The following is a 15,933-nucleotide window of genomic DNA, read 5'->3' as shown; positions in this document are numbered from 1 at the left end:
ACGCCCCAATACCATTTATCTGTTCCAGACCGTTATCTTTCCCATCCTGGCCAGTGAAAAACCATGCCCCCGGGCCCGGATACACCAATACACCAGACACATAACGCCAATACTCATATTTATGCGTAGACTGCTCTTCCTACTTCTTTGTCTCTCAACCTTCAGCTTCGTTTCCGCCCAGGATTTATTCACCGTACAGGTAGGCACCTTTCGCGACGTTAAGGCCGCTGATTTTGCCGAATTGACTCCCCTGGGTTTCGTGTACGGAGCCCCCAGGGAAAACCAAACGGTAGACGTTTACCTCGGTAATTTCAGCAACCAGGCCAGGGCCATCAACGTGGCCAGAGATCTGATCAACCGGGGGTTCCGCAACGCCCAGGCGTTGGCCCTGCCCACCGCCCAGGGGCAGGAAGTGACGGGCATCCAGATTGCCCTGATTGGCAACAACCAAATCGTTGAGTGGTCAAAGTACGAGGCCGTGGGCCCGCTTTTCGTCGAAGCCGTAGACGGCGTTACCCGCGTGCTGACCGGTTTGTACCCGGACAGCAAGTCCGCTGCCGATGCCCTGCCCACCATTCGCAGCAACGGCTTCCAGGACGCCTTCATCAAGCGCGTAAACAACATCCGGCTGATTCCCATCAACACCTTCGAAACGGGCATCAAAAAGCCACTGATCCCCTTTGAGCTGAACGATGCACCGGCCACCACCGCCACGCCTTCTCCCCAGCCCGCCGTTTACGGAGAAGTGGCCGCTCCCACTACCTACGGTGGCGACCTGACGGCACGTACGCCGGAACCCGCCGCCAATACGGCGAGCCTCTCTGCGATCCCCGCTCCGGCCGAGGCTCCGGGCCTGCCGGCCATTGACGGCAAGACGAAAAGAAGCAGTTCGGCCGAAGTACAACGGGTCCTCAAGGAAAGGGGCTACTACGAAGGGAGCATCGACGGGTACTACGGTCCCGGAACCACGGCGGCCTACCGCAGTGCCTGGGAAGAGATGCCCGAAATCCGCAAGTACCGTCTACAGACCCTGAGCAAGAACCCCGCCGCCAACCAGCCGGAATGGCCGGAAATTCAGGTCCTGATGGCGGTCGTGGACGACCTTGCCGCCGGCATGACCAATGCGGACCGGGAAAGTCAGCTCAGCCTGCAGCGCAATCAGATTTTCAACGCCCAGCGTGCCCTCTCGCCCGCGGCCTCCAGCCGCGTACGGACCTGGGCTTCTACCCTCTGGACCAACCTGGACGCCTGGGCCGCCGAAGATCCTTTACACGCCAAAATCATTACGGCCTTCCGCCTGAGTTATCACCAGTCGCAGGTTCGGCTAGAGGACCATTACATGGATAAGGGACTCCCGATGATTGAATCCCGGGACCTGGCCACGGCGATGCTCCAGAGCCTCGTTGGGGGGCCGCTTGATCGCTTCCTGTAGTGTAAACTGAGATTAGGGGCTGGGGCAGTGCCCACCCTCACGGTAAAAGAGTTTACTCCTCCTCCATGGAGCGCTGTACGCCGTCGTAATCCTCCCGGCTCTCGATGATCATCCGGTACAGCGTATCCTTCAACTCCTGGATACCTTCCCCCGTCACGGCAGAAATGTACTGATGGGGAAGGTCTTCGGGGATTTCCCCCGCCCGCATTTCTTTCAGCTCCTCGTCAACCATGTCCGCCCGAGTGAGGGCCAACAAGCGGGGTTTATCCAGCAGTTCCGGATTGTAGGCCTCCAGCTCCCGGAGCAACACCCGGTATTGCCCGCGGATGTCGTCCGCATCGGCGGGAATGCAGAACAGCAGACTGGCGTTACGTTCAATGTGGCGCAGGAACCGGTGCCCTAATCCCTTGCCTTCGTGAGCTCCTTCGATGATGCCGGGAATGTCGGCCATGGCGAAGGACTTCCCGTCGCGGTACTGCACGATCCCCAGATTGGGCACCAGGGTGGTAAACTCGTAATTGGCGATTTCCGGTTTCGCCGCCGAGACTACGGACAGCAAGGTAGATTTCCCCACGTTAGGGAACCCCACCAACCCCACGTCGGCCAGGACTTTCAGCTCCAGGATTTTCCAGCCTTCCTCACCCTCTTCGCCGGGCTGGGCGTAGCGGGGCGTCTGGTTGGTCGAGGACTTGAAGTGGCTGTTCCCCTTGCCGCCCCGGCCGCCGCGCATCAGGATGCGCTCTTCCCCGTGTTCTGTAATCTCAAACTCGTACGCGCCGGTTTCGCCGTCACGGACCATCGTTCCCAGCGGCACTTCAAGAATGACGTCCTGCCCGTCGGCTCCGTGGCGGTGGTTCTCACTACCGTTGCCACCGTGTTCGGCCTTAGTGTGTTTGCGGTACTTGAACCCCAGCAGGGTCCATAGATTCCGGTTCCCCTTCAGGACGATGTGACCACCACGGCCACCGTCTCCACCGTCGGGGCCACCCTTGGTGATTCCCTTGGCACGATAGAAGTGCGCCGAACCAGGCCCCCCGTTTCCCGAGCGGAGCCAAATCTTTACGTAGTCTACAAAATTACCGTTCATACCAAAGGCAACAACCCGTGGCCGCCAATAGGTTTTCCCTGCGGCCCGAGATTATTCAGCGGGCTTGACGATTTCACGGACCGAGGCCGCAACTTCCTCGATGGACTGCATACCGTCCACCGTGTGCGACAGGCCGAGTTCATCGTAGTAAGCGTATACCGGGGTGGTATAGTTCACGAAGTTCTCGTACCGCTGCCGGATGGTATCCTCGTTTTTATCGTCCGCCCGACCACTGGTCTTTCCGCGGCCGATAATCCGACGCACCACTTCGTCTTCGTCCACGTCCAGCAGGATCAGGGCATTGATCTGCTGGCCCATGCTCTCCATCAGGTCATTCAGGGCGGCGGCCTGGGGGTCCGTACGGGGGAAACCGTCGAAGATGATCCCGGTAACGTCAGGGTTAGCTTCAACCCGCTTGCGCAGCATGGCAATGGTAACCTCATCGGGCACCAGGTCTCCGCGATCCATATATTTCCTGGCTTCTTTGCCCAGCTCCGTTTCGTTTTTCAGTTCGTAGCGGAACATGTCTCCCGTACTGATGTGAAGGAAACCAAATTCCTGAACGAGCAAATCCGCCTGCGTTCCTTTTCCCGAGCCCGGAGGGCCGAAAAGAATCAAATTATACATACTAGATTTCTGAATGGAGTGCAAAGATAAGGCTAGCCGCTCCCCCGGCAAATTGCGGATATTTTGATTATCCGATTCGTTAGCATTTTGACGACGGCTTGATGGGAGACCTGGGGTTGTGCGTCCGAATACCCCATGATGGCCAGCTTTGTTTTCGGGTGCGGATTTACTTCCGGATTTGGGCAACGGCGTGCAGGTGCCCAGTTTAGCCCGGGAAGCCATGAAAAAACCGCCCCCCGGGGCGGGGGGCGGTCCAATCATCAATCGATTCCCACCCCGGAGGGTGGATCGTTTACTATTTATTCCATAATCACCATGCGTTTGGTGGCCACCCAGTCGCCGGCGGCTACGGTGTAGGAGTATACACCGGAAGCTCCGCCCAGCTCCTGCTTGGTCACCCGCAGGCTGTTGTAACCCGCAATGCCCTCCTGACGGTACTCGCGTACCAGACGGCCGGCAGCATCCGTAATCGTGATGATTACCTCCGCTTCCGCAACGGGTAATTCAAAGCCAATCATCGTCTCCCGGCTTACGGGGTTCGGGATGTTCTGCAGCAACTGGTATCCTCCGGTCACTTCAACGGCACCGTTGAAGATCAGGGCGATATCACGCACTTCATTACTACCGCGAACGTAAGCCTCTGCCTCCGTGTACCGGCTTCCGGCGGTCAGCGCATCGCTGAGCTTTCCGTCCGTGAGTGCCGTCACTTCGAGGGTAAAGAGAATTTCATCTCCCGTCCAGGTGTTGGGTACGGAGCTTCCCGCCCAGTTCCAACTCGTAGTGATCAATCCGGCACTGGCAAAGCGCATACCGAAGTTACCGGCTCCCACCAGTCCCGGAGTAATGGATTCAATCTCCACTGCCGCCCGGTCGAACTCCAGGGTAAACTGGTAGCCCTCAACGGAAGTGAGGTCCTTGGCCCGTACGGGAACGGCGTAGGATTCACCCATCTGCATATCCAATTCCTCCATTTCCAGGTCCAGGTAACCCTGCAGGTTACGTGCCCGTCCGGTGGCTTCCGAATTCGGAATCGCCGTACCGTTCACGTCACCCAGTTTCACGCCGATGAAGTCGGCATCCAGGACGTTACCAGCGAGGTTATTCACGTTGATCACCTCGGGGAAGGCCGTAGACCATGGGTTGGTCGGCACGTCAAACTCGTGGCTGGTGGCCACGAAGGACCAGCTGGGCATTCCGTTCGGGAAGGCATCGGACAATCCGAGGATTACCCGGCGGATAGCAATGATATCCGACACGTCGATGTCTTCCGTTCCGTTCACGTCGGCGGCCAGGAGTCGGTAAGGATTATCCAGTTCCGCTACCCCGAGGATGTGGCGCGTAATCGCCACGATATCGGAAGTACGTACCCCGTTGAGGTAGTCCTCAAAGTGGGTCGGCGTAATGGTGTAATCCGCGCCCAGGGCCACGTTTTCGAAGCGTAGGCGACCGTCAGCGGCAGTAGTCAGGTTGAAGTTGGCTTCTTCCGGACCTTCCAGCGCTACCTGGACGTTCTCGATTCCTTCCATGTCTTCCGTCGTGATCAGGCCGGCAATGGTACCCGCGCTGGATTCACATACGTCAGGCTGGAACAATTGGACTTCCACCACTACGGAGCAGTAATCTGCGTTTCCGTTGTTGTCGATGGCGTATACCCGTACCGGTACTTCTCCACTGAGGAAGTCGGCACAATCGAAGTCGAGACCAAGGTCGCCAACTGCCGGGGCAAAGCCATCTTCCGTGGCGGTTGCCTCCCGGTAGATGCTGTACTGGTCAATCACGTTTCCGAAGCAGTCTTCGACCTCAGAGGCCACGAAGTCCGTCGCCCAGATGGCCGCCATTCCACCACCCTCGCCGTCGGGCATCAGGGTTACGGTCAGCGTCTGAACACAGATCGGAGTCGGTGCCTTATCCGCGGTTACGCAGAAGGCAATCACCTGAACGTCGAAGTTACCACAACCATCGGCGGCGTTCACCCGCAGGGCGTGGTCGCCAACGGGGATACCGGAGAGGCTGACGGTGTAGAGGCTGTCTCCACTCAGGCTGAACTCCGCGTCCGTGAGGAAGCGGCTCCGTTCAAATTCAGTGGCCACACCGGCGTAGTCGGCGTCCAGTTCAACGGTGACGGAGATATCCGAGCACTCGTCGAAGGCGACGAAGTCCAGGGTGACGTCCGCCACACAGTTATCACCGGTTCCGGCGAAGCATTCCGCCACGTCATCCGCCAGGATAACGGGTTCTACTTCGTCGTAAATCTTGATGAACTGTACGTAGCGGAAGAAGCCGCGGCTGTCATCCTGTGCGTAAGGGTTGCTGTCGATGTTGTCGTCACCGTTGTCATCATCATCACCGTCCAGATCATCTCCGTTGTCGAGGAGGATGTCATTCTGCGGTGCTCCGGCGTTGTACTCCCGATCGCTGAACTTGCTCAACCAGGCGATATCATCGCTGGTCGTGCCCTCGTCAGCACCCGGACGTACGTGGAGGTACATCAGCTCAGATGCGGGATCACGATCACCCTCGCGGTCGCGGGGGATGAGGTAAGCCTGACCGATGCTGTTGTACTCACACCAGTTGATGATGTCATAGGTTACTTCCAGCTTGAAGCATTCGTCGCTGGCCGTCTCCTGCGTACGGAAAGTATCTACGCTGGTGTTGATGGTAATCAGATCACAAGCATAGTCATCGAACTCAATACCGTTGTATTCGGGAACGTCCGCACAGTCGCCTTCCTCGTCAAGCGGGAAGGTAATCGTGTAGTCAAACAATCCGATTACCCGGATACGCTGAACACAGGGTGCAGTATTCGTCAGGCCTTCTCCATCCGTGGCCGTAAAGGTCCGGGTGAATTGACCGACGCCACAGCTGTTGACGTCTCCGCTAATGGTCTGCTCAATCGTTCCACCACAGTTATCCACCAGGGTGGCCGCGCCAAAGGCTGCATCAAGCTCCTCGCTCGTGGCCTCACTCAGGTCGGCGGGCAGCTCAGCGTTGTAGTCGATACAGCTCATGTTGATGTCTGCCGGAGCAATACAGGTCGGAGCGATCTTGTCCTCCACCAGCACGTCGAGCCAGCAGAAGTTGACGTTTCCACTACCATCTTCTACCCGCAGGCCAATCAGCACGGTGCCAATGTCCGCACAGGTAAGAATGACTTCCTCTCCGTAAACCGCACCGGGCAGGAGTTCGTAGGTGCCGTTCTCGAGCTGGCGTACCCGGCCGATTTGCAGCGTTACGTCTCCACAATCATCGTAGCTACCGGCGTCAATGTCTTCCGGCACGAGGCGGGCGAAGCCTTCGCTAGGCCCACCACTTTCGTTGGCGGAAGTCAGGCTGACGTTCAGCGCATCCTCGCAGATTGCAATGGGCTCGGTACGATCCTCGACGATAAAGTCGACATCGGTAAAGCCAGCGTTGCCGCAAACGTCCGTGTAACTGTACCGGATAATGTGTGCACCCGCAGGGATCAGGGTTGAAATTTCCGGATTCTCGTCGTCGAGGTTCAGGAAGAAGGTACCGATGGGGGCACCGTCCAGGTCACCTCCAGGATAGATGTCCGCTTTCAGTTGAATGGTCGCAGAACAGTTATCCGTCAGCTGAATGGATGGATCATCCAAACGGATGTAGGCTCCACAATCCTCACCCGAGTTGGTGCTGAAGACCAGTGGCCCTTCATCAATCACTCCATCAAAGTCATTATCCTGCGTAGGACCGGTGAAGGAAGGAGCTTCCGTATCACCAACTTTAATTGTCTGAGTGTAGATGATGGGGTCAGCATCGGGGTCACACCAGTCAAATACGCGGTACGTCCGGACGAACTTGAAGGAGTTCGGACAGGTCTGTACCCGTGGTCCATCCTCGTAGCTCAGGGCAATGTTGCAGTAGCTACCGTTTCCGGGAACGTCGTACATACCCAGTGCCGTCATCACGAAGGGTTCGCCACCCAGTGAGGGTACCGGATTGCCGTTGGGCAGGGTTTCAAAGCTATCACTACAGCTGAAGTTCAGCGTTTCTTCCGTCGGAATGGTTACGTCATCCAGCGTCGGAGGACGAACCGTGATCTGCTGAACACAAGAGGCAGAGTTACCACTGGCGTCCGTTACGGTGAAGGTCCGCAGAATGGTCTGCTCACGACACTGAGGATCGGAATTGGGGATCAACAGGTCACTCAGCTGAATCACCAGGTCCTCGTAGGGCGTACAGTTGTCTTCCACTACGGGGATTCCGGTGAAGTTCAGGAAGTCCGGCATATCGTCGGCCTCAAAGATGAGTACCTGCTCCTGGAAGATCTGATCGATGTCGGTACAGATGAAGTCTTTGTCGCCAAAGCCATCCGCGTCGTCGGCACAGTCAATTTCAGGACGCTTCTTGTCTTCGATGAGGATTTGTCCCCAACAAGAGTTGTCACACTGAGGATCGACCAGGCTCACGAACAGCGTCTGGTTCACCTGATCGTTGGTCACGATCGTGGTCGGGTTCCCCATTTCGTCACGCAGCGTATCTCCACTGGTCGTGAGCAGTACAACCTCCAGCGAGTTAGCGCAGGTCAGGAAGCCTTCCATGATCATGTCGGGCGTAATCTCCGCCTGGCAATCTTCGCCGAGGGAAATATTCTGGAATCCGGTACAGGACAGGTTCTGAATATCGAAGATGTCAATCGTGATGGTCGCCACCATTTCCGGACAGTCGTTGACCGCGGCAATGGTGTAGTCGATGGTGTAATCCATGGAGCGATCAAGCGTACCGGGAATGATTACATTCTCGGGGTCGAAGTCGTCGCTACCCAGCTCGTTACCGTCAACGTCCACGATGGTGATGGGGTTACCATCCTCGTCCATGAAGGTCAGCACTCCTTCGCTGAAGGTTCCTCCGATGTTCGGACGACCGGCCAGCGATTCGAACAGATTGATGACCACCGTAGCTTCATCACAGCCAAGACATACGGTAATGGTATTATCCACTCCGGGGTCCTGGTAGCATTCTACGGTGACGATGGCGATATCCGAATCGTCTTCGTCTTCACCGTTCTGGCCGTCGCCGTTGATCTCATCATCGACTTCGTTGCCGTCTTCGTCATCGTTGTCGCTGTCGTTGTCGGGCGTAGAATCAATGTCATCGTGAGACTCGCCCTCATCGTCAGTGGCCGAAACGATCTCGGCCTGGTTAACCAGCACCTGACCGGACTCTACTCCGTCGGGGTTAACGTCATCCGGACCAACTTCTCCCAGTGCATAATCCGGGAACATGGGCGGAGCTACCGTCAGGGTAATCGTAACCGTGGTCGACTGACCGGGCAGCAATCCGCCTTCCGGCAGGGTGCCTTCCGCTACGGATAGCGTATCGGAAGCCGTTCCGTCGCCGTTGTCCGTCCAGTTGGGGTTCAGTTCGGGGTCGAAGAGGAATCCGTCGGGGATGTAATCCACCAGTGCGATATTATCCGCGGGGATGGCTCCCTGGTTGAATACCGTAATGGTGAAGGTAATTTCCTCCCCGGTCTCCACTACGTTGGGCTCACCGTCGGCAAGTCCTTTCTGCAGTGCGAGGTCGAATCCACCCACGAAGATGGAAGCAGGGTCATGGTTATCCTCGTCTTCGCCGGCAAGTCCGTCACCCTGGATTTCGTTGTCCTCGAAGAATTCATCGTTGTAGGGATCTTCATCCATGGGGGAATCAACATCCTCTACTTCGTCACCATTCTCGTCCGTGGCGTCACTGATCTCAGCCAGGTTGGTCAGCTGCATTACCGCTTCCATGGCGGGGTTGACCACCAGGGCGATGTCCACACTGACCGTCTCACCGGGAGCCAGGCCACCTTCGGGCAGTGCTCCGTTTTCAACCGAAAGGGTCGTTTGAACGAGCAGCGTATCCGGACCAATGGTCCCCGTTTGCATCCAACCGGCGGCATCATTTACCGGGATGGTCGGATCCCACATGAATCCGTCCACCTGATTGGTCACGTAGTCAGACACCAGGATGTTATCGGCCGCGATCATACCCTGATTCAGGATATTGATCGTGAAGTAGACCGTGTCGCCCGCCTCGACGTTTACGGACTGTCCTTCGGCCAGCTCCTTGATCAAGGCAAGGTCGAAGGCCTCAATGACTACCGTAGCCACGTCGTGGTCATCGTCGTCTTCGCCAGGATTGTCTCCGTTACCGTTGACTTCGTTATCCTGCGTCAGGGTATCGTCGTCGGGGTCCTGGTCGTATTCAGAATCTACGTCCTCCTGTGCGTCGCCCGTGTCGTCGGTCGCATCGCTGATCTCCGCAAAGTTGTCGATCACCGTACCGGCCGGTAGCGGGTTGTCAATCGTCAGGAAGAGGCTTACCTGTACGGAAGCCTGGGGGGCCAGCGGCGCATCCAGTTCATCCCCAACCTCAATGGTCCGGGTGATCAGTCCACCGTTGTCTGTCCAGTCCTCGTTTCCGTCGATGCCTCCTTCGAAGAACATGTTCTCGGGTAGGTAGTCCGTGACTTCAATGTTGTCCGCGGCGATGTCTCCCTGGTTGAGAATGGTGATTACGTATTCAATCGTGTCACCGGGTTCCACGGCCATATCCTGATCGGGGCCAAGCTCCTTAATCAGGGCCAGGTCGAAGGTTGCCGTCGTGATGACCGCCACGTCGTGGTCGTCATCATCTTCTCCGGGGATGTCGCCGTCACCGCCCGTTTCGTTGTCGTCCGTCAGGTCGTCATCGTCGGGGTTGTCGTCGAATTCGGAGTCATCGTCGTCCTGCTCGTCACCGTTTTCGTCGGTAGCATCGCTGATTTCCGCGAAGTTCGCTACGTCGATACCGGCTTCCAGCGGATTGTTGAGGGTCAGGTAGATGTCTACCGTGACGGACTCATCGGGCTGCAGGCCACCGTCAATCGTCAACGTCGTCGTGGCGATGCCGTTCGATTCCGTCCATCCGATCGTGGCGTTGTCCGTAACTCCATTACCCGCTCCGGCCTCGAAGGTCATATTCGCCGGGATGTAGTCACTGATGACAATGTTGTCCGCAGGAATGTCACCCTGGTTGAATACCGTGATTGTGTACGCCACGGTGTCTCCTGGAGCGACAACGGCACTCTGTCCGTCCGCCAGCTCCTTGATCAGGGCCAGGTCGAAGGGCAGGATTTCGACCGTAGCAATGTCGTGGTCATCCTCGTCTTCGCCCTGGTTTCCATTGCCGCTTACGTCATTATCATCGTTCAGCGTGTCGTCGTTGTCCTCATCGGGAGTCGAGTCGATATCATTCTGAGGATCACCGTTCTCGTCCGTGGCACCTGCGATTTCCGCAAAGTTATCGACCGTCGCACCGGCCGGTAGCGGATTATCGAGCGTCAGGAAGATGCTCACCTCGATTTCCTCACTCGGCTCCAGCGGATCGGGAAGACCACCGTTGGCTACGCTCAGGGTGCGCATCGGGTTGCCGTCACCGTTCAGTGACCATCCGGCATCATCGTTACCCATAATACCACCTTCGTAGTAAAGGCTGCCGTCAGCGGGGAGGTAGTCCACCAATTCAATGTTATCGGCCGCAATCATACCCTGGTTGATCACCCGGATGCGATAGTGGATGGTATCACCGGGGCGTACTTCCGCGGGCTGGTCGTCGGCCAGTACCTTGATCAACGCAAGGTCAAAGCCTTCGATCGTGATGCTGGCGATATCGTGATCGTCATCATCTTCTCCGGGGATGTTGCCGTTACCGTTAACTTCATTGTCGGCGGTCAGGTCATCGTCATCGGGATCCTGGTCGTACTCAGAGTCGATGTCACCCTGATCGGCTCCCGTGATGTCGGTTGCCCCGCTGATTTCAGCGAAGTTATCGATCACCGTGCCGGGAGGCAGGAGTGGGCTATCGAGCGTCAGGAAGAGATCAATCGTAATTGATTCATTTGGCGGCAAGCCACCGTCGATCACCAGCGTGTTGGTCGCCAGACCGTTGCTGGCCGTCCAGCCCAGAGTGGCATTATCCGTCACGCCATCACCGGCCCCCATTTCGAAGGTCATGTTTTCGGGGATGTAATCGGTAACCTCAATGTTGTTGGCCGTCATGCCGCCCTGGTTAATCACCGTAATGGTGTACCGAATCGTGTCACCGGGTTCCACGGTAGCGGACTGGCCATCCGCCAGTTCCTTGATCAGGGCAAGATCGAAGGGAGCGACCACCACATCTTCGGGGTCAGCGTCGTCTTCGTCACTCACCGGATCGCTATCGCCAACCGTACCCGTACCGTTGCCGTCATTGACGTCATCGGCGGCGCTGTTCACCTGGCCACCGGCATCGTTGGTCGCGTCATCATCGGGGGTAGAGTCGATGTCCTCGACTTCTCCGCCTTCACTGTCCGTAGCGTCACTAATTTCCGCTACGTTGATCAGTTGGGTGTTACTCTGCACACCACCGTCTACCGTCAGCACGATGTCGATCGTGGTACTTGCTCCGGCCGCGAGGACACCATCCAGGGTGATCACCGCATTATCGCCGGAGGCACTCCAGCCCGCAGCGGCATTGTCCGCCTGGTTTTCATCGAAAGTGAAGCCATCGGGCACGTAGTCGGTAATCTCGATGTTCGCAGCATCCACCATTCCCTGGTTGAATACCGTGATGGTAAAGGTTACCTCGTCACCGGGCTCAACGATGCCATCTTCGCCTTCACCGAGTTCCTTGATCAGGGCCAGGTCAAAGGCACCGATGGAAATCAGGGCAGGGTCAGCATCGTCTTCGTCGGTATTCTCTTCGGTATCACCGGGCTCGCCGCTTCCGTCGCCGGTCGTGGCGTCATCAGATGGCGTTCCTACGGCGCCACCGGCGTCGTTGGTGTCGTCAGTATCGGGCGTAGAGTCGATATCCTCAACTTCACCGTCCACACTGTCGGTAGCGTCGCTGATCTCCGCAACGTTGACGAGGTCTTCACCATCCGTTCCGGGGTCCACCGTCAGGAGGATAGTCAGGGTGGTGCTGCCGCCAGGTGCCAGGGTCCCGGGGACTACAGCCGTGGCCGTACCGTCTCCATTATCCGTCCAGATCGACAGGTCATTGTTGGCGCTGAAGCTCAGTCCCGTGGGGATGTAATCCGTCACCTCAATATTGGCAGCAGTAACCATTCCCTGGTTTTCCACCGTGATGGTGAAGGAAACTTCATCACCGGGCATGACCACTGCCTCCTGACCGTCGCTGAGTGTCTTGACTAAGGCAAGGTCAAACTCACCGATGGAAATCAGGGCGGGGTCAGCGTCGTCTTCGTCCGTGTTCTCTTCGGTATCACCGGGCTCACCGCTACCGTCACCGGTAGAAGCGTCATCCGATGGGGTACCTACGGCGCCACCGGCGTCATTCGTGTCGTCAGTATCGGGCGTAGAGTCGACGTCCTCAACTGCTCCACCTTCACTATCGGTGGCCGCACTGATTTCCGCAACGTTGACCAGGTCTTCACCATCCGTGCCGGGATCAACCGTCAGAAGGATGGTAATCGTGGTACTTTCTCCGGCAACCAGAATACCCGGCAGGGAGGCCGTAGCGGTTCCGTCACCGTTATCGGTCCAGAGTGCCGCGTCGTTGTTGGCGCTGAAACTCAGGCCATCGGGAATGTAATCCGTCACCTCAATATTGGCAGCATCCACCATTCCCTGGTTTTCTACCGTAATGGTGAACGACACTTCATCGCCGGGTTCAACGACCGGATCCTGACCGTCACTGAGCGTTTTAATCAGTGCCAGGTCAAAGGTATTCACGCGGATCAACGCGGGGTCAGCGTCATCCTCGTCGGTATTTTCCTCAGTATCACCGGGTTCTCCGCTTCCGTCACCCGTCGTCGCGTCGTCGGAGGGCGTTTCGGGTTCACCACCGGCGTCGTTGTTGGGGTCGTCGTCCATGTCAGAATCAAAGTCCTCGATGGGCGTTCCGGTACCGTCGTTAGATGCGCTAATCTCCGCAACGTTGACCAGCTCTTCTCCGTCGGTTCCCGGATCCACCGTCAGCACAATGTCAACCGTAGTGGTTTCTCCGGGCTCCAGTGGGCCGGCGAGCGTAATGACGGCATTATCACCGTCCGCACTCCAACCGGCAGCATCGTTATCTGCCTGGTTTTCGTCGAAGCTCAGGCCGTTGGGCACGTAGTCCGTGATTTCAATGTCCGTAGCCGTCACCATACCCTGGTTCTCCACCGTGATGGTGAAGGTTACCTCGTCGCCGGGCATCACCATGCCGTCGGCGGGGTTCGTGACCACTTTGGTCAGCGCCAGGTCGAAGGGTGCTACGACCACGTCTTCGGGGTCAGCATCATCTTCGTCGCTTACCGGATCACTGTCGCCAACCGCACCGGTTCCGTTACCGTCATTGACGTCATCGGCACCGCTGTTCACCTGGCCACCGGCATCGTTGTTCGCGTCATCATCGGGGGTAGAGTCGATGTCTTCAACGGCACCACCTTCACTGTCCGTAGCGTCGCTAATCTCCGCTACGTTCACCAATTGGGTGTTCGCAGAAAGACCACCGTCTACCGTCAACACGATGTCAACCGTAGTACTTTCTCCGGCCGCCAGCACACCATCAAGGGTAATTACGGCATTATCGCCGGATGCACTCCAACCGGCCGCGTCATTGTCGGCCTGGTTTTCGTCGAAGGTGAAACCATCGGGCACGTAGTCCGTGATCTCGATGTTGGCCGCATCCACCATACCCTGGTTAAATACCGTGATGGTGAAGGTTACTTCGTCTCCGGGCATGACCACTTGGCTCTGGCCATCGGCCAGTTCCTTGATCAAGGCAAGGTCAAACGGATTCACCCGAATCAGGGCGGGGTCAGCGTTGTCTTCGTCCGTATTGGCGTCCGTGTCGCCGGGAGCACCGGTGCCGTCACCACTGGTGACGTCATCGGAAGGCGTTCCCGCAGCACCACCGGCATCATTGTCCGGATCGTCGTCCATCGGAGAGTCAAGATCCGTTGCGGGCGTACCCGTACCATCGTTTGCCGCACTGATCTCGGCAACGTTGATCAACTCTTCGTTGTCCGTACCGGCATCCACCGTCAGCACGATGTCGACCGTAGTACTTTCTCCGGGCTCCAGTGGGCCGGCGAGCGTAATGACGGCATTATCACCGTCTGCACTCCAACCGGCAGCATCGTTATCTGCCTGGTTTTCGTCAAAGCTCAGGCCGTTGGGCACGTAGTCCGTGATTTCAATGTCCGTAGCCGTCACCATACCCTGGTTCTCCACCGTGATGGTGAAGGTTACCTCGTCGCCTGGCATCACCATGCCGTCGGCGGGGTCCGTGACCACTTTGGTCAGCGCAAGGTCGAAGGGTGCTACGACCACGTCTTCGGGGTCAGCATCATCTTCGTCGCTTACCGGGTCGCTGTCGCCAACCGCACCGGTTCCGTTACCGTCATTGACGTCATCGGCACCACTGTTCACCTGGCCACCGGCATCGTTGTTCGCGTCATCATCGGGGGTAGAGTCGATGTCTTCAACGGCACCACCTTCACTGTCCGTAGCGTCGCTAATCTCCGCTACGTTCACCAATTGGGTGTTTGCCGTGAGTCCACCATCCACCGTCAGCACGATGTCGACCGTAGTACTTTCTCCGGCCGCCAGCACACCATCAAGGGTGATTACGGCATTATCGCCGGATGCACTCCAACCGGCCGCGTCATTGTCGGCCTGGTTTTCGTCGAAGGTGAAACCATCGGGCACGTAGTCCGTGATCTCGATGTTAGCTGCATCCACCATACCCTGGTTAAATACCGTGATGGTAAAGGTTACTTCCTCTCCGGGCATCACCACTCCGCTCTGGCCATCGGCCAGTTCCTTGATCAAGGCAAGGTCAAACGGATTCACCCGAATCAGAGCGGGGTCGGCATCGTCTTCGTCCGTATTGGGATCGGTATCACCGGGAGCGCCGGTTCCGTCACCACTCGTGACGTCATCGGATGGGGTGCCAACGGCACCACCAGCGTCGTTACCGGCGTCGGTGTCCGGCGTAGAGTCGATGTCTTCCACCGCACCGTCTTCGCTGTCCGTAGCCGCACTAATCTCCGCTACGTTGATCAGTTCTTCTCCGTCCGTGCCGGCATCAACTGTCAGCAAAATCGTCAGCGTTGTGCTTTCACCCGGAGCCAGTTCGCCGGCGATCGAGGCCGTAGCCGTACCATCACCATTGTCCGTCCAGATCGCACCGTCGTTATTGGCGCTGAAGCTCAGGCCCGTGGGAATGTAGTCGGTCACTTCGATGTTGTCGGCCGTGACTTCACCCTGGTTCTCCACCGTGATCGTGAAGGACACTTCATCCCCCGGCATGACCATAAGCTCCTGACCGGGGCTTAGCGTTTTAATCAACGCAAGGTCGAACTCGCCAATGGAAATCAGCGCGGGGTCCGCGTCATCTTCATCCGTATTCTCTTCAACATCACCGGGAGCGCCACTGCCGTCACCGGTCGTGGCATCGTCGGAAGGCGTACCCACCGCACCACCGGCGTCGTTACCGTCGTCGGTATCCGGGGTGGAGTCGATGTCTTCCACCGCGCCGTCTTCGCTGTCCGTGGCGGCACTAATCTCCGCTACGTTCACCAGGTCTTCACCGTCCGTGCCGGCATCCACCGTCACCAGAATGGTAATCGTGGTGCTTGCACCCGGCGCCAGCTCACCGTCAATGGCGAAGGTAGCCGTACCGTCACCGTTGTCCGTCCAGCCCGTAGCGTTCGCACTCAGGCTCAGGCCCGTCGGCAGGTAGTCCGTTACTTCGATGTTGTCGGCCGTGACTTCACCCTGGTTCTCCACCGTAATCGTGAACGAGACTTCAT

4 protein-coding genes are annotated in these 15,933 nt (G+C 57.6%); 1 reads left to right on the top strand and 3 read right to left on the bottom strand.

Features of this window, described 5'->3' with window-relative positions; genetic code table 11:
* Positions 1 to 121: 121 nt before the first annotated feature.
* Positions 122 to 1,432 carry a peptidoglycan-binding protein gene (locus E1J53_RS14995; protein ID WP_134273566.1) on the top strand — a complete coding sequence of 437 codons (1,311 nt, stop codon included), beginning with the start codon at positions 122 to 124 and terminating at the stop codon, positions 1,430 to 1,432.
* Positions 1,433 to 1,484: 52 nt separating this feature from the next.
* On the opposite strand, the gene obgE is transcribed toward E1J53_RS14995, so the two are convergent.
* The 3 genes from obgE to E1J53_RS14980 all read right to left on the bottom strand — a co-directional run.
* On the bottom strand, positions 1,485 to 2,519 hold the full coding sequence (gene obgE / locus E1J53_RS14990; RefSeq protein ID WP_134273565.1) for a GTPase ObgE: 1,035 nt from the start codon (positions 2,517 to 2,519) through the stop codon (positions 1,485 to 1,487).
* A gap of 51 nt (positions 2,520 to 2,570) precedes the next feature.
* A complete protein-coding gene (locus E1J53_RS14985) occupies positions 2,571 to 3,146 on the bottom strand; it encodes an adenylate kinase (RefSeq protein ID WP_134273564.1) in 576 nt (191 codons plus the stop codon).
* A gap of 299 nt (positions 3,147 to 3,445) precedes the next feature.
* The coding region (locus tag E1J53_RS14980; protein ID WP_173021505.1) for a DUF11 domain-containing protein at positions 3,446 to 15,933 on the bottom strand (12,488 nt) is incomplete at its 5' end.

The sequence above is a fragment of the Lewinella sp. W8 genome, from assembly GCF_004375085.3.
GTDB lineage: Bacteria > Bacteroidota > Bacteroidia > Chitinophagales > Saprospiraceae > Neolewinella.
This window is presented reverse-complemented; position numbering and strand designations above follow the sequence as displayed.